Genomic DNA, 20,827 nt, shown 5'->3' with positions numbered 1-20,827 from the left:
CCTAACCAGGGCCGACCCGCGCCGCCGCCGTACCTCAGGAGATGTCCCGCCGGCGCATCGCCCAGAGCGCCGCGCCGAGGATGACCACCAGCCCGACGCCCAGCAGCACCGAGGACTGCTGCCAGGTGACGTCGAAGGTCGCCGGCCGGCACTCGCCGGTGAAGGTGGCGTTGCACGCCTCCCAGTCCTCCAGGGTCACCTTCTTCTGCATCCACGCCACCGCGTACGTGGGCAGCAGCCACGCCTCGGCGAACCGCACCCCGGCCATGTCCAGCAGGATGGCCAGGCCGAACTGGCCGACCACCATGACCGCGATCGCCCCGCCGAGGGCCATCGCGGTGTGCCGGCCCAGCGAGGCCAGCGCGAACCCGACGGTCGCCATGAGCAGCGCCAGCACGATGCCGCGCAGCCCGGTCAGCGCGAACGACTGCCAGACCCCCGAGGTCACCTTCTCGGTGCTGCCGCGATACACGGCCACCAGCCAGAACCCGCCGAACCACAGCACCGCGGCGGGCAGCGCCACCGCCAGGACGCCGGTCAGCAACGCCGACAGCTTGGCCAGCAGCACCGTCAACCGCTTCGGTCGCCACAGCAGCAGGTTCATCATGCCGCCGGTGCTCCACTCCGCCCCGACGAACGAGGCGCCCACCACGAACCCCACCAGCGCCAGGATCGCCGCGAAGGGCAGCAGGGTGAAGCCGAAGTTCTCCCGGAAGTCGAACGTGGACGGCAGGAACCACCGCGACTCGATCGCCTCGCGCGGCGGCGGGGTGATCACGGAGCAGTCCGCGGGGAAGCGGTTGGGGTCCACCGTGCCGTCGGTCTTCGCCCGCTCGCAGGCCAGACGTTCCTGCTCGCTCCAGCGCACCTGCTCCTGGTACTGCTGCTCGGCCTGGCGCTCGGCCTTGGCCAGCGCGGACGCGTCGATCTTCTGGTTGCTGAAGAAGACGCCGATCATCACGGTGGCCAGCACCAGCAGGCCGAGCACCGTCATCCAGCGGCTGAAGCGCCGCTTGGCGAGCCGGCGCAACTCCGTACGGTAGAGACTCACGCGCCCCAACCTCCTCCGGTGGCGCCGGGCTGCCCCGCCCCACCGACCGTCGCTGACTGGTCGACCTGCCGGTGCTGGCCGGGTACCGGCGCGGTGGCGGTCAGTTCGAGGAAGACGCTCTCCAGGTCGACGGCGACCGGGGCCAGCTCGCTGACGTACAGGCCCCGTTCGGCGAGCAGCCGGGTCACCGTGGCCGGCTTGTCGACGCCGGTGAGCATCAGGTGGTCGGGATGGCCGGTCACCCGGATCTCGGCGCCGGTCAGCGCCTCGGTGGCGACCGGCAGGTCGGTGACCGCCTCCAGCCGTACCCGCACCGCGCCGGAGGAGTGCTGCGCCAGCACCTGCTCGACCGGGCCGAACGCCACCCGCCGCCCCAGCGAGATGATGGTGACCGAGTCGCAGATCAGCTGGATCTCGCCGAGGATGTGGCTGGAGAGCACCACTGTCATGCCCGACTCGGCGAGGTTGCGCATCAGCGTGCGCATCTCCCGGATGCCGCCGGGGTCCAGACCGTTCGCCGGCTCGTCGAGGATCAGCAGCTTCGGGTTCTTCAGCAGCGCGGAGGCGACCGCGAGCCGCTGCTTCATGCCGAGCGAGTAGGTCTTGACCCGCTCGCCGGCCCGGTCGCGCAGGCCGACCAGTTCCAGCACCTCGTCGATCCGGGTGGCCGGCACGTCGCCCGCGCCGGCCAGCAGGGAGAGCGTGTCCCGGGCGGAGAAGTGCGGGAAGAACTGCGGGCTCTCCACGATGGCGCCGACCTGGCCGGCGACCGTGGGCAGCGCCGCGGGCACCTCGTGCCCGAGGAGGGCCATCCGCCCGCCGTTCGGCCGGATCAGGCCGAGCAGCGTACGCAGGGTGGTGGTCTTGCCGGAACCGTTGGGGCCGAGGAAGCCGTGCACCTGCCCCGCCTCGACGCGCATGTCGAAGCCGTCGAGGGCGTTGCGGGTGCCCCGCCGCCGACTCTTGTACGTCTTGCGTAGACCTTCTATCTCCAGGACAGCTGGCAAGCTGCACCTCCCCCGATACGGGCGCTATGACAGCGGACACCATACTCGGTATGCAGCGCACCGCAATACCCGGTATGCATCGGCGTGCCGGATGACTACCGACGGTGAGGAAAACGAGTGGATCAGGCGCAGATGACGCTGACCCCGGCGGCCCGGAACGCCTCGACCACCTCGGGGTTGGCGCCGGAGTCGGTGACCAGGGTCTCCACCCGGTCCACCGGGCAGATCCGGGCGAACGCGTGCCCGCCCAGCTTGGACGAGTCGGCGATGATGACCACGCGCTTGGCCCGGGCGACCATGAGGTTGTTCATCGCCGCCTCCCCCTCGTGGTGGGCGGCCGCGCCGAGCTGCGGGTCGATGGCGTCCACGCCGAGCAGCGCGACGTCCAGGGTGACCTCGCGCAGCAGCGCCCCGCCGAGCGGCCCGACCAGCTCGAACGACTTCGGGCGCACCACGCCGCCGGCCACCACCACCTTCATCCGGGAGCGGACCAGCAGCTCGTTGGCGATGTTCAGCGCGTTGGTGACCACTGTCAACTGGGCGCCCTCGGCGCTGGTGTTCAGGTCCGGGCGCACCGCCAGGGCGCGGGCCACCTCGGTGCTGGTGGTGCCACCGTTCAGGCCGACCACGGTGCCCGGCGAGACCAGCGCCGCCGCGGCCGCGCCGATCCGCTGCTTCTCGGCCGAGTGCTTGGCCGTCTTGTAGCGCAGCGGCAGGTCGTAGGAGACGCCGTTGGCGACCGCGCCGCCCCGGGTCCGGGTGATCATCTGCTGCTGGGCCAGCTGGTCGAAGTCGCGCCGGATGGTGGCCTGCGAGACGTCCAGTCGCTCGGCGGCCTCCTCGACGCTGACCCGTCCGCTGTCGGTCAGCATTTCGAGCAGGGCGTTCCATCTCGCGTAGCGGTCCACCCCGGGGCCTCCAGTTACTGCGCGGTCGGTGATTGATTGCGTGCACACTAGTGCGCGAAACTACGAGGGCGCAAAACCCTGGCCTGCTCGATCGCGCCATCGGTTGCCACGGCCTACCGGGTTCACGCAGAATGACGCGCGAAAGACGGGTCAAACGAGCCGTATTGCGCACCGTTCTCCCCTGCGAGGAGTTCTCATGGCGTACGTGGACGCGGAGATCGCCAGCCAGCCCGAGTGCTGGCGGGAGGCGGCGCGACTGGTGGGCACGGTGGGCGGGCACCTTCCCCGCCCGGGCGAGCGGGTCGCCGTCGTCGGCTGCGGCACGTCGTGGTTCATGGCGATGGCGTACGCGGCCCGCCGCGAGGCCGCCGGCCAGGGCGAGACTGACGCCTTCCAGGCGTCCGAGTTCCCCGCCGGCCGCCGCTACGACCGGCTCGTCGCGATCACCCGCTCCGGCACGACCACCGAGGTGCTCGAATTGCTCACCGCGCTGCGCGGCCAGGTGCCCAGCACGGTGCTGGTCGGCGATCCCGAGTCCCCGGCCGTCGGGCTGGCCGACGCCGCGGTGCCCATGCCCTTCGCCGACGAGCGCTCGGTGGTGCAGACCCGCTTCGCGACCACCGCGCTGGCGCTGCTCCGCGCCCACCTGGGCGACAACATCGCCACGCTCTCCGCCGACGCCGAGGTGGCGGTCCGCGCCCCGCTGCCGATCGACCCGACCCGGATCGAGCAGGTCACCTTCCTCGGTCGCGGCTGGACGGTCGGGCTGGCCCAGGAGGCCGCGCTGAAGTGCCGGGAGGCGGCCACCTTCTGGGCCGAGGCGTACCCGGCGATGGACTACCGGCACGGCCCCATCTCGATCGCCGCGCCCAACCGGCTGGTCTGGGCGTTCGGCGACCTGCCCGAGGGGCTGGCGGAGGACGTGGCGGCCACCGGCGCCACCTTCGTGCACAGCCGCACCCACGGCTGCCGCACCGTGCTGAGCAGCTGGGCGGCCGGCCGCACGCCGGTCGACCCGATGGCCGACCTGATCCTGGCCCAGCGGTTCGCCGTCACGCTGGCCACCAGCCGGGGCCTCGACCCGGACGCCCCGCGCCACCTGACCCGCTCCGTGGTGCTCGCGTGACCCCAGCTCAGGCCGTCGTCGCGCTGGACGTCGGCGGCACCGGGATGAAGTGCGCCCTGGTGGACCCGGACGGCACCGTGCTGCACACCGAACGGCACCCGACCGGCGCCGAGCGGGGCCCGGCGGCCGTGGTCGACACCATCCTGGAGGTCGCCGAGGGGCTGGCCGGCAAGGCCCGCGCCGACGGGCGCACCCCGGTGGCCGTCGGCATGGCCGTGCCCGGAGTGGTCGACGAGGCGCGCGGGGTCGCTGTCTGGTCGGCGAACGTGGGCTTCCGGGACGTACCGCTGCGGGAGCTGGCGGAGGCGCGGCTCGGGCTGCCCGCCGCGCTCGGCCACGACGTACGCGCCGGCGGGCTCGCCGAGGCCCGGCTCGGCGCCGGCCGGGGCGCCGGCCACGTGCTCTTCGTGGCGATCGGCACCGGCATCGCCGCGGCCCACGTGGTGCACGGCGCGGCCGCGGTCGGCGCGCACGGGGCGGCCGGCGAGATCGGGCACATCCTGGTCCGCCCGGGCGGGCCCCGCTGCGGCTGCGGCCGCCCCGGCTGCCTGGAGGCGGTGGCCTCGGCCTCCGCGGTCGGCCGCCGGTACGCGGAACTGGCCGGCGAACCGGCGACCGCGGCCGAGGTGGCGGCCCGGGCGGCGGCCGGTGAGTCGCTGGCCGGGCAGGTCTGGCGGGAGACCGTCGAGGCGCTCGCCGACGGCCTCGCCAGCGGCCAGGCGCTCTTCGACGTGGCGACCATCGTGCTCGGCGGCGGACTGGCCCAGGCCGGCGCCCAACTGCTCGACCCGCTGCGTGCGGCGCTGCACGAACGGATGACCTTCCACCGGGAGCCGCGCCTGGTCGCGGCCGCCCTCGGCGACGAGGCCGGCTGCCTCGGCGCCGCCCTGCTCGCCCTCGACGACCTGGAGAAGCGATGACCGTGCGGGTCAACGGCAAGGTGGTGACCCCGACCGGCGTGATCCGGCAGGGCTGCGTGGAGATCAACGGCGACCGGATCACCGCCGTGGCCGAGTACCCGTCGGTGCGCGACGGGCACTGGATCCTGCCCGGCTTCGTCGACATGCACACCCACGGCGGCGGCGGGCACACCTTCACCACCGGCGACGGCGAGCAGGCCCGGCAGGCCGCCGCGTTCCACCTCCGGCACGGGACCACCACCCTGCTGGCCAGCCTGGTCAGCTCGCCGTTCGAGCTGATGCGCGCGGCCACCGCCGCGTACCGGCCGCTCGTGACCGAGGGCGTGCTGGCCGGCATCCACTTCGAGGGGCCGTACCTCTCCACGGCCCGCTGCGGCGCGCAGAACCCGGAGTTCCTCCGCGACCCGTCCACCGAGGAACTGGCCGAGCTGATCGAGCTGGGCGGCGACGCGATCCGGATGGTGACGCTGGCCCCGGAGCGTGACGGCGCGCTGGAGGCGGTCAAGCTGCTCACCGCCCACCGGGTGGTCGCCGCGGTCGGGCACACCGACGCGACGTACGACGAGACCCGCGCCGCGGTGGCGGCCGGCGCGAGTGTCGGTACCCACCTGTTCAACGGGATGCGGCCGGTGCACCACCGCGAACCCGGCCCGGTGGTGGCCCTGCTGGACGCCCCCAACGTGGTCTGCGAACTGGTCGCCGACGGCGTGCACCTGCACGAGGGGATGCTCACCTTCGCCACCTCGGTCGCCGGCCCGGAACGGTCCGCGCTGATCACCGACGCGATGGCCGCCGCCGGCATGCCCGACGGCGAGTACGAGCTGGGCGGTCAGGCGGTCACCGTGGCCGACGGGGTCGCCCGGCTGTCCCGCGACGGGGCGATCGCCGGCAGCACGCTCACCATGGACGCCGCGCTGCGGCACGCGGTGGCCGCCGGCATCCCGATGGCCGACGCGGCCCGGATGGTCGCCACCACCCCGGCCCGGGCGATCGGCCTCGGCGACCGGCTGGGCGCCCTCCAGGTCGGGCTCCGCGCCGACCTGGTGGTGCTCGACGACGACCTGAACGTGGTGCGGGTGATGCGCGGCGGCGCCTGGCAGGAGTGACGCCGGGACCGTCGGCGCGCGGACAGCCCGGCCACCGGAGGCGTGGAGCGCCTGTCCCGGGACGCCGCTCGCCCCGGCGGACCTGGCCGCCTCTCCCACGACGCCGCTCGCCTGCCGGAACTGGCCGAAGTTCTCCCTCTGGCCGACGGTCGCTCACCCCGCGCCGCTCGCCAGGACAGCCACTCGTCGAACGCTGTCGAGCTGCCCCATCGGTGAGGCCACCACCCGGCTCATCGGATCCCCGGCATGCTGCCCGCAGCTGCCGCCCGCCGCACGCCAGCCGCCCCCGGTTGCCGCCCACCCCCTGCCAGCTGGTCCGCAGCTGCCGCCCATCGCCCGCCAACTGGCCCCGGTTGCCGCCCGCCCGCACGCCAGCTGGCCCCGGTTGCCGCCCGGCCGCACGCCAGCTGGCCCCAGTTGCCGCCGACCGCCCGCCGGCTGCCCTGGCCGGCCGAAGCGTGCCGGCCCTCGGCGCCGCGGTACGTCCTCGCGGATCATGCTGCCGACTGCCGTGACTGCCCCATCTGTAGGGGCAGCTCGAAAGGGCACCAGGGGCATCGTGCACGCAGCGAAGAGGCAGGGCGCCGCACCCCGTCCGGCAGTCACCGTCGTGCCTGGCGGCGGCTGTCCGTCGGTGGTCAGCCGGTGGGCACCTCGACGCCGAGCACGGCCTGCTCGTCGGGGCGGTGCACCAGCACCTCCGACAGGAACGACTGCACGGCCGGGGCCATCCCGACGTCCCGGCCAGCCCGCTCGGAGAGCAGCCACTTGTGCTCGATGATCTGGGCGAACAGCTCCTGCGGCTCCAGCTTGCGGCGCAGGTGGGCGGGGACCGCCCGGACCACCGGCTCGAAGACCTCGGTCAGCCAGCGGTGGGCGGCCTGCTGCTCGTCTGTCAGGTCGCTCTCCGCCCGGTACGCGTCCAGGTCGTTGAGCAGCCGGCGGGCCTGGTTCTCCTCGGCGTCCAGGCCGGTGAGCCGGAGCAGCCGGCGGCTGTGGTAGCCGGCGTCGACCACCTTGGGCCGGATCAGGTAGCGGCCGTTGTCGATGGTGGACATGGCCACCTCGGCCACGTCGAAGCCCAGCTCGTTGAGGCGCCGGATGCGCCCCTCGATGTCGTGCCGGGCGTCCCGCTCGACCTGCTGCTCGTAGGTGATCTCGTGCCAGAGCCGCTCGTAGCGCTGCACGACCTCCTCGCAGACCACCTCGGGGTCGATCGACTCGTGCAACAGCCCGGCGGCCTGGAGGTCCAGCGCCTCGCCGAAGATGTTGACCCGGGCGATCTCCAGGTCCTCGCCGCGCTGGCCGTTGGAGAGCGACTGGTGCAGCGCCCCGGTCTCGGCGTCCACCAGGTAGGCGGCGAACGCGCCGGCGTCACGCCGGAACAGCGTGTTGGACAGCGAGCAGTCGCCCCAGAAGAAGCCGGTCAGGTGCATCCGGACCAGCAGCGCGGCGAGCGCGTCGAGCAGCCGGCCCATCGTCTCCGGCCGGAGCGTGTGCGAGAAGAGGGCCCGGTAGGGCAGCGAGAACTGCAGGTGCCGGGTGATCAGCACGGGGTCGAGCGGCTCGCCGTCGTCGCTCTGCCGGTCGGCGACGATCGCCACCGCCTCCACCGACGGGAAGTCGATCCGCTCCAGCGCGCGGAGCAGGTCGTACTCGCGCTCGGCCACCCGCTCGCCGGTCTCCTTCACCGCGTAGACGTAGTCGCCGAGGCGGACGAAGCGGACGATGTGCCGCGAGATGCCCTGCGGCAGCGCGACCAGGTGCTGGGCAGGCCACTCTTCCAGCGGGGTCGACCAGGGAAGGTCGAGCAGCGCCGGGTCGACGAGAGCCGAGGTGATCCGCACGGGCACAAGTTTGACTCGTCGCCCCGCCCGAGCGCTCCCCCACGTGGCTCGGCACACAGCCGCCGCCGGGCGGGGCCGGTAGCGTGGTCGCGTGCGGGAGACCACGGCGGTACGGCGGACGGTGCGGCTCCGGCCGGTCCGCCCGGCCGGCTGGTGGTTCGACGCCGCGCTGCTGGTCGCGCTCGTCGGGCTGACCGTGGCGCTCGCCACCGACCGGCTCTTCGGGATCGACCGGGCGGTCGCCGACTGGTCGGAAGCGCACCGGCCCGCGGCCGCGCACTGGACCGCGGTGGTGCTCAACTACCTCGGTCAGGGCACGCCGTTGACGCTGATCGCGCTGGGGCTCGGGGTGCTGCTGGCGGTCCGGCTCCGGTCGGTGCGGCCGGTGCTGCCACCGGTGCTCGCGTTCGCGCTCACCTACCTGACCATCGGCCCGCTCAAGGTGTGGACCGCCCGGCCGGCGCCGAGCGCCAGCGTCAAGGAGCCGTTCCTGCCACCGGAGCAGACCCTGCCGCTCTTCCAGGAGGACCTGCCGCTCCGGTTCGCCCAGTCCTACCCGTCCGGGCACGTGGCCAACGCCATCGTCTGGTACGGCGTGATCGCCCTGCTGCTCGCGCCGCTGCTGCGCGGCTACGGGCGCGCCATGCCGCCCCGGCTGGTCACCGTGGTCCGGGTGGTGCCGCCGCTGGTCGTGCTCTGCACCACCACCTACCTGGGCTGGCACTGGCTGACCGACTCGGTGGCCGGGCTGCTGCTGGGCCTGCTGCTGGACCGGCTGCTGCACCGGGTGCCCTGGGACGACCTGCCGTTGCCCGGCGCGCCGCGCACCTGGGACCGTCCGTTCACCTCCGTCACCTAGCCTGCCCGGCGTGAACCAACTGGCGCGCCGGCTGGGCGTACCCGATGCTGTGGTCATCGGGCTGGGGTCGATGCTCGGCGCGGGCGTCTTCGTGGTCTTCGCACCCGCCGCGGCGGCGGCCGGCGGGGCAGGGCTGCTGGCGGCGCTGGCGCTGGCCGGCCTCATCGCCTTCTGCAACGCGACCAGTTCAGCCCGGCTGGCCGCCCGCTACCCCGAGTCCGGCGGCACGTACGTCTACGGCCGGGAGCGGCTCGGCCCGTTCGCCGGCTTCCTGGCCGGCTGGGGATTCGTGGTCGGCAAGACGGCGAGCTGCGCGGCGATGGCGCTGACCATCGGGGCGTACCTCTGGCCGGGGCAGGCCCGGCTGGTGGCGGTCGCGGCGGTGCTGACGGTGACCATGGTCAACCTGCGCGGCATCGGCAAGACCGTGACCGCCACCAAGGTCCTGGTCGGGCTGGTGCTGGCGGTGCTGGCCCTGGTCGCGGTGACCGGGGCGCCCGACGTTTCGCTGGACCGGCTGGGCGCGGCCGGCGGCTCGGGCCGCGGCGTGCTCACCGCCGCCGGGCTGCTCTTCTTCGCCTTCGCCGGGTACGCCCGGATCGCCACGCTCGGCGAGGAGGTCCGCGAGCCGGAGCGCACCATCCCCCGGGCCGTGCCACTGGCCCTCGGCCTGGTGCTGGTGGTCTACCTGGCGCTGGCCGTGGTCGCGATCGGCGTGCTCGGCGCCGACCGGCTGGCCGCCTCCGCCGCGCCGCTGGCCGACGTGGTGACCGCCGCCGGGTTGCCCGGCCTGGCCTGGCTGGTCCGGGCCGGGGCGACGGTGGCGGTGACCGGGGTGCTGCTCTCCCTGCTCGCCGGGGTGGGCCGCACCGCGCTGGCGATGGCCCGCCGCCGGGACCTGCCCGGCGCGCTGGCCGCCGTGCACCCGGTACGCCAGGTGCCGCACCGGGCCGAGCTGGCGGTGGCCGCGGTGGTGATCCTGGTGGTCGCGCTCGGCGACGTCCGCCACGCGATCGGCTTCTCCAGCTGCACGGTGCTGGTCTACTACGCGATCACCAACGCCGCCGCGCTGACCCTGGGCCGTGACCCGGCGCGCCGGCTGCCGGTCCAGGCACTGGCGGCGCTGGGGCTGGTCGGCTGCCTGCTGCTCGCGGTCAGCCTGCCGCTGTCCAGCGTGCTGGCCGGCTTCGCCGTGCTGGCCGTCGGCGCCGTCTGGTACGCCCTCCGCCGCCGCCGCTGAGCCCGGCCCGGCGGGCCCGCCGGCGGCCACCGGGAACGTCAGCTCGGCTGGGCGGTGCCCTCCGGCTGCCGGGCCGGCCCGCCGTCGTCCGGCACCGAACCGGCCGGCGGGCCACCGTTGCCGGCCGGCGGGGCCGGGACCGGCCCGGGCCGCTCGGCGGGCTGCCCCGGCGGGACGCCGCCGCCCGGCGGAACGCCCGGCATGGCGGGCGGGGGCGGGCTGGCGGCCCGGGGCAGGGCACCCGTCCGGGACGCCGGCACCGGCCGGGCCGGCGGGGCCGGGGGCGCGCACTGCCGGGTCAGCCAGTCCAGGCCGGCGCGCCGGGCCACCACGGTGAGCCGGTCGCCGGCGAAGATCACCTGGCGGGGGTCGAGGTCGCGCCAGATCGTCCGGCCGCCACCGGCCGGGGTACGCGCGATCAACCGCACCTGACCGTCCCGCGAGGCGGCGCTGAGCGGCCGGCCGTCCAACTCGGAGCCGGCGGCGACCGGCACCTCGGCCACCGGCAGCGCGTGCCGGCCGACCGGGATGGTGGCGATCACCGCGCGTTCGGTCAGCGCGCCGGTGAACGCGGGCGCGGCCAGGTAGGAGACCGAGCGGGAGACGCCGATGCCGAACGCCTCCTCGACCCGCTCGGCGAAGTCGCCGTCGAAGAGCCGCAGCACCACGCGCAGGTCCTCGCGGACGTCCCGGGCGGCCAGCGCCGCCTCCAGGTTGGCCACGTCGTCGGTGGAGACCACCACCAGCGCCTGGCAGTCGCGGATCGCGGCGGCCTCCAGCGTCTCGGGCAGGGCGGCGTCGCCGACGATCAGCGGCACCTCGAGTTGGCGGGCCAGGGTGGCACCGCGCGGCTCCGGGTTCTTGTCGATCGCCACCACCTCGACGTCGTACTCGCGGAGCTGGGCCATCACCCGGGTGCCCACGTTGCCGAGGCCGACCACCACCACGTGCCCGGAGCGGTCGGTCTGCAACCGGCCGGTGTGCAGGGCGAGCCGGGCGTTGACGATCCCGTCCACCACCACGGCCGTGATCAGCGGGATCAGCGCCAGCCCGGCGAGGTTGAGCACCACCTGCATGATCTGGGCGTCCGGCGGCTTGGTGGTGTCCGGGTCGGCGCCGCTGAGCGTGGTGACCAGGGTGAGGTAGATCGCCTCCAACTGCGACACGTCCTCGGCCCGGGAGATCAGCGCGCCGAGCACGGCGATCAGCCCGAGCACCAGCATCACCGCGATGCCGATCTTGCGGGTGGCGAAGCCCCGGATCGCCCGGACCAAGACCGCGACCGGCCGCCGCCGCCGGCGCGCCCGGACCAGCCGCCGGGCGGCCACCTCGGTGCCGGGCGGTTGCCCGGTGGCCTCGGCGAGCACCAGGTCGGCGGTGGACTGGTCGGGGGGGAACAGCCGGACCCGCTGCGGGTCGCTCAGGTCGGCCAGCCCGCAGACCACGTCCTGCTCGCGTACGTCGGCGCGGCGGGCCACCCGCAGCGTGCGGTCGCGGTGCTGGAAGTGGGTCGGGTCGACCTCGCCGAGCGCGGCGGCGACGAACGCCGGGGCGGCCATCTCGGCGTCGGAGAGCACCTCGACCCGCGCCTTGAGCAGGGTGCGGACCCCGTCGGCCAGGGTGTTGTTGAACATCCGCAGCACCTGGCGGACCTCGTCGTCGACCGCCTGGGCGCAGAGCGCGGCGTGCAGGTTGCCGACGTCGTCCTGGTGCAGCAGGGCCAGCCCGCTCGCCCCGGCCAGGCCGGCGGCCTGGAACGTCGGCACGTCGAGCCGGTCGGAGCGGACCACCCGCACCCCGCGCAGGCCGGCCACGTCGGGCCCGGCCACCCGGTAGCGCTCCGGCACCACCACCGTGACCCGCGCGCCACCGGCCGGCAGTTCCGTCTCCAGCAACGCCTTGGCGACGTAGTAGGCGAGCGCGTCCCGCCCGCAGATCACGTAGTGCGGCCGGGGATCACCGGCGGGCCGGAGCCGCCAGTTCCATTCGACCGCCCGTCGCGCCCGGTCCCGCCACGGCTCCCCCATGCCCGGATCGTAGTCAGCACGACAACACTGGGCGACCCCGTCCGGTTCGTACGCAGGCATGCCGAACCGGCCGGCGGGTAGAGCAGGCGACATGCAGACCTTCCTCCCGTACCCGGACTTCCTGGCGAGCGCCCGCACGCTGGACCAGAAGCGGCTGGGCAAGCAGCGGGTGGAGACGATCCAGGTGCTGCGCGGGCTGACCTGGCCGACGTACGGCTGGCGCAACCACCCGGCGGTGAAGATGTGGGCCGGGTACGAGGAGGCGCTGACCCGGTACGGGCTGGACATGTGCGCGGTCTGGTCGGAACCGGGGCGGGCGGACACCTGCGCCGCCACCATGACCCGCGACCTCGCCGCCGCCTGCGGCATCGAGACCGTCCGTCCCCAACCGGAGCTGGCCGCCGCCGGCGAGCTGCCGCCCTGGCTGGGCCGGGAGGACCTGCACCTGAGCCACCGCTCGTCACTGCTCCGCAAGGACCCGGAGCACTACCGGTCGATCTTCGGCGACGTCCCGCCCGACCTGGAGTACGTCTGGCCCGCCTCGGACCGTCAGCGGCGCTGTCTGCTGCCAACCGAGGGCTGACCGGGCAGACTGGACACACCCACCGGCCGGGAGGTGTCCGTGTCGTTGTCACAGCTGCTCGGCCGGTTCGTCGGCGTACGCCGGCACGTGGTGGACCCGGGCGGCGGTGGCGCCCCCCGCGTGCCGCACCCGGTGGAGACCGTGGTGGTGGGCGGCGGCATCGCCGGCATGTCGGCGGCCGTGGTGCTCGCCGAGCGCGGCGTCGCGGTGACCGTGCTGGAGGCCGCGCCGACCCTCGGCGGGCGGCTCGGCGCCTGGCCGGAGGCGCTCGCCGACGGCGTCCAGCGGGTGGAGCACGGCTTCCACGCGTTCTTCCGGCAGTACTACAACTGGCGGGCCGTGCTGCGCCGGGTCGACCCCGCCCTGGGCCTGCTCAAGCCGATCCCGGGCTACCCGATCCTGAGCCGGCGGTGGCCCACCGAGGAGTTCGGCGACCTGCCGCCCGCGCCGCCGCTGAACCTGCTGGCGCTGCTGCTGCGCAGCCCCAGCCTGCGCCTGCCCGACCTGCGCGGGATGGACCGGGACGCGGCGCTGCCGCTGCTCAGCTACGACCCGGTGGGCACCTACGCCGAGTTGGACCGGATGACCGCCGACGAGCTGCTCACCTCGCTGCGGCTGCCGGACCGGGCCCGGGCCATGCTCTTCGAGGTCTTCTCGCACTCGTTCTTCAACCACGAGGCGGAGATGTCCGCCGCCGAACTGGTCGCCCAGTTCCACTTCTACCTGCTCGGCAACCCGGAGGGGCTGGCCTTCGACTGCCCGGACGAGGACTACGCCACGGCGATCTGGGACCCGCTGGCCCGGCACGTCGAGCGGCACGGCGGGCGGGTGCGCACCGGCCTGGCGGCGACCGGGCTGCACCGGGAGGGCGGCGGCTGGCGGGTGGCGACCGGCGACGGCGGGTCCCACCGGGCCGGGCACGTGGTGCTCGCGGTCGACCCGCCGGCGCTCGCCGCGCTGGTCGAGGACTCCCCCGACCTGGCCCGGGTCGCGCCGGAGCTGGTGGCCCGGATGCCCGCCCACGGTCGGCCCGGCCCGCCGTACGCGGTGGCCCGCTACTGGTGCGAGGGGGACGTCGACGCCGGCCGGGCGGTGTTCAGCGGGGTGTCCCGGCAACCCACGCTGGACTCGGTGACCCTCTACCACCGGCTGGAGAACGAGTCCCGGCGCTGGGCCGCGCGCACCGGCGGCTCGGTGCTGGAACTGCACGCGTACGCCTGCGAGCCGGACGTGCCGGCCGAGGTGCTGGCCGACCGGATGCGCGTCGAACTGGCCGAACTCTGGCCGGAGGCGGCCCGGTTGCGGGTCCGTGAACTGCGGGCCCGGGTGGAGGCCCGGGCGCCGGCGTTCACCCCGGGCAGCAACGCCGGCCGGCCCGGCGTCCGCACCGACGCCGCCGGGCTCTACCTGGCCGGCGACGGGATCGCCACGGAGTTCCCCAGCGCGCTGATGGAACGCGCCGCCGCGACCGGCATCGTCGCCGCTAACCACATCCTGCGGGCGGAGGGCGGTGCGGCCGAGCCGGTGTACTCGGTCCGCCCGCGCGGCCTGCTGGCCAAGCGCCGCTGACCCGGCAGCGGCTCGCCGGCCGCCCCGCGCTCGCGCTCCCTAGATCGAAATGCGTTGCCGCCCGTCACCGGGCGCGCCTACCGTGATCCCCGCAAGGTCAACCACCGCCACGGGAGCCCGCCATGTCGATATCGCACGTCACGCGCGTGCGGTCGGTGCTGCCCGGCGGCGGTTGCCGAGCCGAAGACCACCGGGGCGGCCGGCCCGACTGACGCGTGCCCGACGTCGAGCCGCCCGTTCCGCAGCAACCGGACCGGGCGGCTCTGTCGTCGTCCGGACCACTCGTCCGTCACCGCCTCGGAGGGAGATCCCGGTGGACGCCGTCCTCGTCATCAACGCCGACCTCGGCCCGTTGCACCGGGTCACCGTCCAGCACGCGATCCGGATGCTCTGCCGCCGGGTCGCCGAGATCCACGAGGCCGAGCCGGACCGGGTGATCGGGGTCTTCCCGGTCCCCCGGGTGGTGCGGCTCGTCCGGTACGTGGTGACCCGCTGGCGGTTCAGCGCCGGGCCCGCCTGGTCCCGGGCCGGTGTGTTACGGCGGGACGGCCGGTGCTGCGCGTACTGCGGCGGGCCGGCGAGCACCATCGACCACATCCTGCCGCGCTCGCGGGGCGGCCGGAACACCTGGAAGAACACGACCGCCGCCTGCTACCCGTGCAACCAGCGCAAGGGCGACCGGACGCCGGCCGAGGCCGGCATGCCGCTGCGGCGGGAGCCGGTGACGCCGAGTTGGGCGGCGCTGGCCGCCCGCTGAGGAACCGGCCGGCGGGAACGGGGGGCCGCGTCGGGGAGCCTTTCCCGGCGTGGCGCCCGCCGGCCCCGCCACCGGCGGTGCGTGTCCGGTCAGCGACCGCGCCGGCTCCGCTCGGCGAGCGGGCCGGCCCCGCGGGACCGGTCGGCCGGTGCGGCGACGGGGCGGGCCGCCTCGCGGGTCCGTTCCTTCACCCGGGGCACCGGCCGGCCGTTGGCGCAGCGGACGGTCACCACGCTCCGGTTGTCGGCGGAGACGAACTCGACCCGGACCTCCCGCGCCGGACCCGGCTCGTACGCCTCGACCTGGTAGCCGGCGGCCGGTGCCACGTCGAGCACCTCGACGAGCTGGCGGTCGCAGGCGACCCGGACCACGCCACCGCGCGCCGACACCGGCACCCCGGGCCGACCGGTCGGTGACGGCCGGCCGGTGGTCGGCGTCGGCGTGCCGGGGGTACGGGCGGGCGGGGTCGGCACCGCGGAGCTGGCCGGGGCGGGGCTCGCCCGGCCGCCCGGCGCACCGCCGCCCGGGGCGGGTTCGTCCTCGACGTCGGCGGTGACCGGCAACCCGACGGCGGCCGTACCGCTGGTGGTCGCGCCGCTGCGCGGTCCGCCGCCCGGCGTCGACCGCACGGACGGGTCGCCGAGGGTGCCGGCGAGGCCCACCGCCGCCACCACCGCGGTGCCCACGGCCAGCACGAGCCGCCCGCCGAGCCGGGTGGCGCGCCGGCCGGGCCGGCCGGCGCCGGCCGCCGGAGCACCGGGCGGTCGCAGCGCGGGCCGGTCCGCCCCATCCGGTGCCGGCCGGCCGGGCGCGGCCGGATCCGGCTCGGCCATCTTGACGACCGCCGCGGCGAGCACCCGGGCCACCTCGGCGGCCGCCGGCCGGTCGAGCGGGTCCTTGGCCACGCACCGCCGGTACAGCCGCCCCACCTCGGCGGGCAGCCCGGCCACCTCGGGCAGGGGGCCCGGCTCGGCGTACGCGTGCGCGCGCAGCGCCCCGGTCTGTGACGCCAACTGCCAGGGCAGCCGGCCGACGAGCACCCGGTGCAGGAGCAGCCCGAGCGCGTAGACGTCGGAGGCGGGCAGCACCTCGCCGGCGTCGAGCCGCTCGGGGGCGAGGTAGGCCGGGGTGCCGAGCAGCCGGCCCTCGAAGTCGATCTCCGGCGCGCCGGCGACCGCGGCGATGCCGAAGTCGAGGACCTTCGCCCCGGTGGCGGTGAGCATCACGTTGCCCGGCTTGACGTCCCGGTGCACCAGGCCGAGGGCGTGCGCGGCCGCGAGCGCGGCGGCCACCTCGGCGCAGACCCGCAGCGCGGCCCGGGGCGGCAGCGGCCCGTCGGCGAGCCGCTGTTCGAGCGTACGACCGGTGAGCAGTTCCATGACCACGAACGGGACCCGCTCGCCGGCCAGCGGCGACTCGCCGTAGTCGTAGACGTTCGTGACGTTCGGGTGGGACATCCGGGCCGCCGCCTTCGCCTCCGCCCGGATCCGGCGTCTGGCCACCGCGTCGGAGCCGACCAGCACCTTGACCGCCACGTCGCGCTCCAGCACCTCGTCGTGCGCGCGGTGGACCACCGACATGCCGCCCTGGCCGAGACGCTCGCCGAGCCGGTAACGGCCGGCGAGCAACTGATCACGCTGCACGACCGACAGCCTGCCGTACCCGGCCGCCGGACACCAGCGGCCCATCGAACGTGTCCGATCGCCAGTGGTCACACGGCAGTTGGCGGTCCACGATGGACGGCGTCGATGGCGGACGGGACCGCCGGCGGGCGCCGTCGCCGGGGGGTCAGCCCCGCACCGGCGGCGTCCAGGCGAAGCGCGGCGCACGGCGCTCGGCGAAGGCCGCCACACCCTCGCGGGCCTCGCCGCTGTCCAGCACCTGCCGGTGCCACCAGGCGATCCGGTCCCGGTCCGCCCGGCCGTCGACGATCTCCTTGGCGGCGGTGACGGTGAGCCGGGAGCGGGCGGCGATCGCGGCGGTGAGCTCGTCCACCCGGTCGGCCAGCCGGTCGACCGGCAGCACCTCGTCGGCCAGGCCGATCCGCAGCGCCCGCTCGGCGTCCACCAGCTCGGCGGTGAAGAGCAGGTGCTTGGCCGCGGACGGGCCGACCAGCCCGGCCAGCCGGCGGGTGGTGGGTGTCGGGTAGACCAGGCCCAGTCGGGCCGGCGGTACGCCGAACCGGGCGTCGGCGGCGGCGATCCGCAGGTCGCAGGCGACGGCGAGCTGGCAGCCGCCGCCCACGCAGGCGCCCCGCACCGCCGCCACTGTCGGCTTGCCGAACGCGGCCAGCCGCTCCTCGGCGAGCACGGCGATGCTGCGGTCCCCCGCGGCCAGCAGTTCGTCCAGGTCGCCCAGGTCGGCGCCGGCGCAGAAGGTGTCGCCGGCCCCGGTGAGCACCAGCGCCCGGACCGCGGGGTCGGCCTCCAGGGCGTCGAGCAGCACCGGCAGGTGCCGCCACATCGCCGGGGTCATCGCGTTGCGCCGGCCCGGGTTGTGGATCACCACGGTCGCCACCGGCCCGGCCACCTCGACCACGAGTTCCGCGTCCGCCACCGTCCTGCCTCCCTCGTCCCGGTCCGGCTGACCATAACGGCGCGGGCCCGACCGCCACCCGCGTGGGGTGGCCGTCGGGCCCGCCGTGGTCGGCCGAGCCGATGTCGCGGTCAGGTCAGCTGACGTCGACAGCGGTGTCGTCGAGCACGAAGGAGGTCTGCAACGAGGCGTCCTCGGTGCCGGTGAACTTCAGGGTGACCGTCTGGCCGGCGTACGGGGCCAGCGAGAAGGTCTTCCGGTCGTACCCGGTGGCCCGGTCCAGGTTCGAGTACGTGGCCAGCGTCGCCAGCACCGTCCCGGTGGAGCCGACCACCTGCACCCGCAGCGTGTCGTACGGGGTGCCGATGTTGGTCTCCGCCGAGTCGACGTGCAGCCAGAAGCTGAGGTCGTACGACGTGCAGCCGGCCGGCAGGCTCACCGTCTGGGTGAGGCTGTCGGTGTGCGCGCTGCCGTAGCCACCCAGCCAGGCGCTCCAACTGCCGGTGCGGGCGGGCTGCCGGGTGCCGTGCTGGCCGATCACGCCGGTGGTCTGGGCCCACCCGGTGACACCGGACTCGAAGCCCGGGTTGCCGAGCTGCTGCCCGGGACTGGTGCAGCTGCCACCGGAACCGCGCACGGTCAGCGTGTAGCTGGTGCTCCGGGTGACCGAGCCGACGCCGTTCACCCGCACCGGGTAGACGCCGGGCGGGGTGGCGGCCGTGGTGGTGATGGTGAGGGTGGACGAGCCGCCGGAGGTCACCGAGGCCGGGCTGAACGAGGCGGTCGCCCCGCTCGGCAGGCCGGTCGCCGTCAGCGTCACGGTCTGCGCCGAGCCGCTGGTGGTCGTGGTGGCGACGGTGGTGGCGACGGAGCCGCCCGGGTCGACCGCGCCGGCGGTCGGCGACAGCGTGACGCCGAAGTCGCTGCCGGTGGAGCAGGTGGCGTCGTTGCCGGCCACGTTCACCGCGGTCCAGGCCGCCTGGACGGCCCGGTACTCGGTGGAGCAGCTGCCGTACAGGTCGGTCGCCGCCCGCAGGGTGTACGCCCGGGCGGTGTTCGCCGGGTTGGCGGTGTTCACGTACGACGTGTTGGAGGTGAAGTACACGTCAAGCGCGCGGAACCAGATCTTCGCCGCCTTGTCCCGGCCGATGCCGGTCATCCCGGGCGCGCTGCCGCAGATTGGCGAGTGGCCGTACGCGGTGGTGCCGGTGCGCTCGGCCAGGTTGAAGAAGAAGTGGTTGGCCACCCCGGACGAGAAGTGCACGTCCTTGTTCTTGGTGGCGGTCGACCAGCAGCGGTCGGACACTCCGTCCAGCGCCGGGTCGTACATGTACCGCAGCGGCGTGCCGTCGAGGTTGATGTTGATCTTCTCGCCGATCAGGTAGTCACCCGGGTCGGCCGAGGTGTTGGCGTAGAACTCCACCATCGTGCCGAAGATGTCGCTGGTGGCCTCGTTGAGGCCGCCGGACTCCCCGGCGTAGGTCAGGCCGCCGGGGACCACGTTGTCGGTCACGCCATGGGTCATCTCGTGCCCGGCGATGTCCAGCGAGACCAGCGGCGAGACGTTGGCGTAGCCGTCGCCGTACGTCATCCGGGCGCCGTCCCAGAAGGCGTTGTCGTAGTTCTGGCCGTAGTGCACCCGGCTGGGCACCCCGCGCCCGTCACCGAAGATGCCGTTGCGGCCGTGCACGTTCTTGAAGTAGTCGAACGTCGTCGCGGCGCCGAAGTGGGCGTCGATGGCGGCCGACTGCCGGTTGGCGTTGGCGCCACTGCCCCAGGCGTTGTCCGCGTCGATGAACGCGGTGCAGGTCGACGTGCCGTTGTTCATGTCGCAGGTGGAGCCGTTGCCGTGCGACGGGTCGATGAGCTGGTACACGCTGCCGGTCTGGGTGGTCTCCACGCTCACCGAGCCGGAGTAGAGGCTGCGGCCGGTGCCGGAGACCGACTCGATCTCGTCGTACGTGCCGATCAGCTTGCCGGTGGTGGCGTCGGTGACGACGTGCAGCCGGGACGGGGTCTGCCCGTCCGGGGCCCAGCCGCTGACCACGGTCTCCCAGGCCAGCCGGCCGGTGCCGGAGCTGGCGTCCACGAAGAGTTCCGGGGCGCCGACCGTGGTGACCTTCCCGGCGAACTGGGCCCGCGCGGCCTTCTTGGCGGTGGCCGAGGAGACCTTGGCGGTGGTGCCGAGGGTCAGCGGGGCAGTCAGGCCGACCGAGGAGCCGGCGTAGCCGCCACCCGGGGCGGTGTGGATGACGAAGTCACCGCCGTGCACCCGGAGCCCCCGGTAGGTCCGGGTGTAGCGGACGTGCGCGCTGCCGTCGGCGTCCACCTTGGTGCGGTACACCTGGTAGGACTCGGCGCTGCCGCCCTGGACGGCGCCCGGGTTGGCGCGCAGCGCGGCCGCCGCGCGGGCGACCGGGTTCGGCACGGGCGCGGGCGCGGGCGTGGGCGCTGCGGTCGCCGGGGTGGCGACAACGGTCAGCAGACCGCCGGCGAGCAGGGCCGCGCCGACGGCGGCAAGGGGTCTTCTCACGTGCCCTCCTGGGCGGGGGTGGTGTGACGAGCGTGGTCACGGATGCGGATGCGCGACGAGTAGATCAGACAGGGAGAGGCCGCGCCGCCCCGGACGCCGGCCGTTCAAGGGAAACTCGGGTGACGGGAACCGCGCCGCGCCGCCACCCGTCCGACTGGCATGAGACCAGCCTCGATGACCGGTGTCAAGATCGCGTTGGTCACGCTGCTGCTCACCGGCTGCTCGGCGGCCGAACCGTCCCGCCCCGACCAGGGCCGCGGCACCACCCCGCCGGCCGCACCCACCACAGCCGGACCGGCCGCTCCGACCGGGTCGCCTCCGCCGGCTCCGAGCCGGACGGTGACGCCGGCTCCGAGCGGGACTGTCGTCGCGCCGTCCGGTGGCCGGATCGTGCTCACCCGCACCGGCGGATTCGCCGGGCGCGGCGACACGGTCGCGGTGGAGCCCGACGGCCGGTGGACGGCCGTCGACCGGGCCGGGTCGCGGCGTACCGGGCGGCTGGAACCGGCCGACCTCGACCGGCTACGCCGGCTGGTCGCCGATCCCCGGCTGCCCACCGAGGCCGGCCTGGCCAACATCGACACCGCGTGCCGGGACGCGTTCAGCTACCGGCTGACCGTCGGCGATGTCGAGACCGGCTACGTCGACTGCCCCGCCGACGGCACCATCCCCGAGGTCACCAGCGCGGTGGTGGCGTTGCTGGAGCGGGCCACCGGTTGACCGGCGCCGGCCCCCGGCGCCCCGCACGTCCCGGCGCCC

At 74.9% G+C, this 20,827-nt stretch carries 17 protein-coding genes; 9 read left to right on the top strand and 8 right to left on the bottom strand.

The features are described from left to right. Window positions 1–34 precede the first annotated feature (34 nt). The 3 genes from Q3W71_RS19165 to Q3W71_RS19155 form a co-directional block, all read right to left on the bottom strand. The gene (locus Q3W71_RS19165) at window positions 35–1,051 is read right to left on the bottom strand and encodes an ABC transporter permease subunit (protein WP_302920714.1); all 1,017 of its coding nucleotides are present in this window, start codon (window positions 1,049–1,051) and stop codon (window positions 35–37) included. Then, on the bottom strand, window positions 1,048–2,058 hold the full coding sequence (locus Q3W71_RS19160) for an ATP-binding cassette domain-containing protein (RefSeq protein ID WP_302920713.1): 1,011 nt from the start codon (window positions 2,056–2,058) through the stop codon (window positions 1,048–1,050). Before Q3W71_RS19160 ends, Q3W71_RS19165 begins: the two co-directional genes overlap by 4 nt. Window positions 2,059–2,180: 122 nt before the next feature. Beyond that, the gene (locus Q3W71_RS19155; protein WP_302920712.1) at window positions 2,181–2,966 is read right to left on the bottom strand and encodes a DeoR/GlpR family DNA-binding transcription regulator; all 786 of its coding nucleotides are present in this window, start codon (window positions 2,964–2,966) and stop codon (window positions 2,181–2,183) included. A 196-nt stretch (window positions 2,967–3,162) separates the two neighbouring features. On the opposite strand from Q3W71_RS19155, the gene Q3W71_RS19150 reads away from it, so the two are divergent. Genes Q3W71_RS19150 through nagA form a run of 3 tightly spaced genes read left to right on the top strand, consistent with a single transcriptional unit; the run spans window position 3,163 to window position 6,118 of the window. Then, a complete protein-coding gene (locus tag Q3W71_RS19150) occupies window positions 3,163–4,092 on the top strand; it encodes an SIS domain-containing protein (protein WP_302920711.1) in 930 nt (309 codons plus the stop codon). After that, window positions 4,089–5,012 (top strand): ROK family protein, encoded by a 924-nt coding sequence (locus Q3W71_RS19145; protein ID WP_302920710.1) that lies wholly within the window; start codon window positions 4,089–4,091, stop codon window positions 5,010–5,012. Before Q3W71_RS19150 ends, Q3W71_RS19145 begins: the two co-directional genes overlap by 4 nt. Beyond that, window positions 5,009–6,118 carry an N-acetylglucosamine-6-phosphate deacetylase gene (gene nagA, locus Q3W71_RS19140; protein WP_302920709.1) on the top strand — a complete coding sequence of 370 codons (1,110 nt, stop codon included), beginning with the start codon at window positions 5,009–5,011 and terminating at the stop codon, window positions 6,116–6,118. Before Q3W71_RS19145 ends, nagA begins: the two co-directional genes overlap by 4 nt. A 638-nt stretch (window positions 6,119–6,756) precedes the next feature. On the opposite strand, the gene Q3W71_RS19135 is transcribed toward nagA, so the two are convergent. After that, window positions 6,757–7,965: a DUF4032 domain-containing protein gene (locus Q3W71_RS19135; protein WP_302920708.1), complete on the bottom strand. Its 1,209-nt coding sequence runs from the start codon at window positions 7,963–7,965 to the stop codon at window positions 6,757–6,759. Window positions 7,966–8,086: 121 nt separating this feature from the next. On the opposite strand from Q3W71_RS19135, the gene Q3W71_RS19130 reads away from it, so the two are divergent. Both Q3W71_RS19130 and Q3W71_RS19125 read left to right on the top strand, forming a co-directional pair. Then, complete coding sequence (locus Q3W71_RS19130; RefSeq protein WP_302921017.1) at window positions 8,087–8,824, top strand: phosphatase PAP2 family protein; 738 nt, start codon at window positions 8,087–8,089, stop codon at window positions 8,822–8,824. Between the two features lie 10 nt (window positions 8,825–8,834). Further along, window positions 8,835–10,064, top strand: coding sequence for an APC family permease (locus Q3W71_RS19125; RefSeq protein ID WP_302920707.1), 1,230 nt, complete (start codon window positions 8,835–8,837; stop codon window positions 10,062–10,064). Between the two features lie 38 nt (window positions 10,065–10,102). Here Q3W71_RS19125 and Q3W71_RS19120 read toward each other — a convergent pair whose 3' ends face one another. After that, entirely contained in the window at window positions 10,103–12,091 is a 1,989-nt protein-coding gene (locus Q3W71_RS19120; RefSeq protein WP_302920706.1) for a TrkA family potassium uptake protein, read from the bottom strand. A gap of 91 nt (window positions 12,092–12,182) precedes the next feature. Between Q3W71_RS19120 and Q3W71_RS19115 the strand changes: the two genes are divergently transcribed. From Q3W71_RS19115 to Q3W71_RS19105, 3 genes are all read left to right on the top strand, one after another. Beyond that, on the top strand, window positions 12,183–12,674 hold the full coding sequence (locus Q3W71_RS19115) for an MSMEG_6728 family protein (RefSeq protein WP_302920705.1): 492 nt from the start codon (window positions 12,183–12,185) through the stop codon (window positions 12,672–12,674). A 39-nt stretch (window positions 12,675–12,713) separates the two neighbouring features. Continuing rightward, entirely contained in the window at window positions 12,714–14,243 is a 1,530-nt protein-coding gene (locus Q3W71_RS19110; RefSeq protein WP_302920704.1) for an FAD-dependent oxidoreductase, read from the top strand. Between the two features lie 313 nt (window positions 14,244–14,556). After that, the gene (locus Q3W71_RS19105) at window positions 14,557–15,000 is read left to right on the top strand and encodes an HNH endonuclease (protein WP_302920703.1); all 444 of its coding nucleotides are present in this window, start codon (window positions 14,557–14,559) and stop codon (window positions 14,998–15,000) included. Between the two features lie 89 nt (window positions 15,001–15,089). Here Q3W71_RS19105 and Q3W71_RS19100 read toward each other — a convergent pair whose 3' ends face one another. The 3 genes from Q3W71_RS19100 to Q3W71_RS19090 form a co-directional block, all read right to left on the bottom strand. Further along, complete coding sequence (locus Q3W71_RS19100) at window positions 15,090–16,643, bottom strand: serine/threonine-protein kinase (RefSeq protein ID WP_302920702.1); 1,554 nt, start codon at window positions 16,641–16,643, stop codon at window positions 15,090–15,092. Between the two features lie 145 nt (window positions 16,644–16,788). Then, window positions 16,789–17,556, bottom strand: coding sequence for an enoyl-CoA hydratase/isomerase family protein (locus Q3W71_RS19095; protein ID WP_302920701.1), 768 nt, complete (start codon window positions 17,554–17,556; stop codon window positions 16,789–16,791). A gap of 115 nt (window positions 17,557–17,671) precedes the next feature. Beyond that, a complete protein-coding gene (locus Q3W71_RS19090; RefSeq protein ID WP_302920700.1) occupies window positions 17,672–20,068 on the bottom strand; it encodes a M4 family metallopeptidase in 2,397 nt (798 codons plus the stop codon). Window positions 20,069–20,242: 174 nt separating this feature from the next. On the opposite strand from Q3W71_RS19090, the gene Q3W71_RS19085 reads away from it, so the two are divergent. Continuing rightward, window positions 20,243–20,788: a protealysin inhibitor emfourin gene (locus Q3W71_RS19085; RefSeq protein ID WP_302920699.1), complete on the top strand. Its 546-nt coding sequence runs from the start codon at window positions 20,243–20,245 to the stop codon at window positions 20,786–20,788. Window positions 20,789–20,827: the final 39 nt, after the last annotated feature.

It is taken from the genome of Micromonospora sp. C28SCA-DRY-2 (assembly GCF_030519475.1).
Classification (GTDB): Bacteria; Actinomycetota; Actinomycetes; order Mycobacteriales; family Micromonosporaceae; genus Micromonospora.
This window is presented reverse-complemented; position numbering and strand designations above follow the sequence as displayed.

Excerpts from the sequence above, each read along its gene's own strand:
- Q3W71_RS19150 (WP_302920711.1), top strand. The coding sequence starts at position 3,163 with ATGGCGTACGTGGACGCGGAGATCGCCAGCCAGCCCGAGTGCTGGCGG.
- nagA (WP_302920709.1), top strand. The coding sequence starts at position 5,009 with ATGACCGTGCGGGTCAACGGCAAGGTGGTGACCCCGACCGGCGTGATC.
- Q3W71_RS19120 (WP_302920706.1), bottom strand. The coding sequence starts at position 12,091 with ATGGGGGAGCCGTGGCGGGACCGGGCGCGACGGGCGGTCGAATGGAAC.
- Q3W71_RS19115 (WP_302920705.1), top strand. The coding sequence starts at position 12,183 with ATGCAGACCTTCCTCCCGTACCCGGACTTCCTGGCGAGCGCCCGCACG.
- Q3W71_RS19085 (WP_302920699.1), top strand. The coding sequence starts at position 20,243 with ATGACCGGTGTCAAGATCGCGTTGGTCACGCTGCTGCTCACCGGCTGC.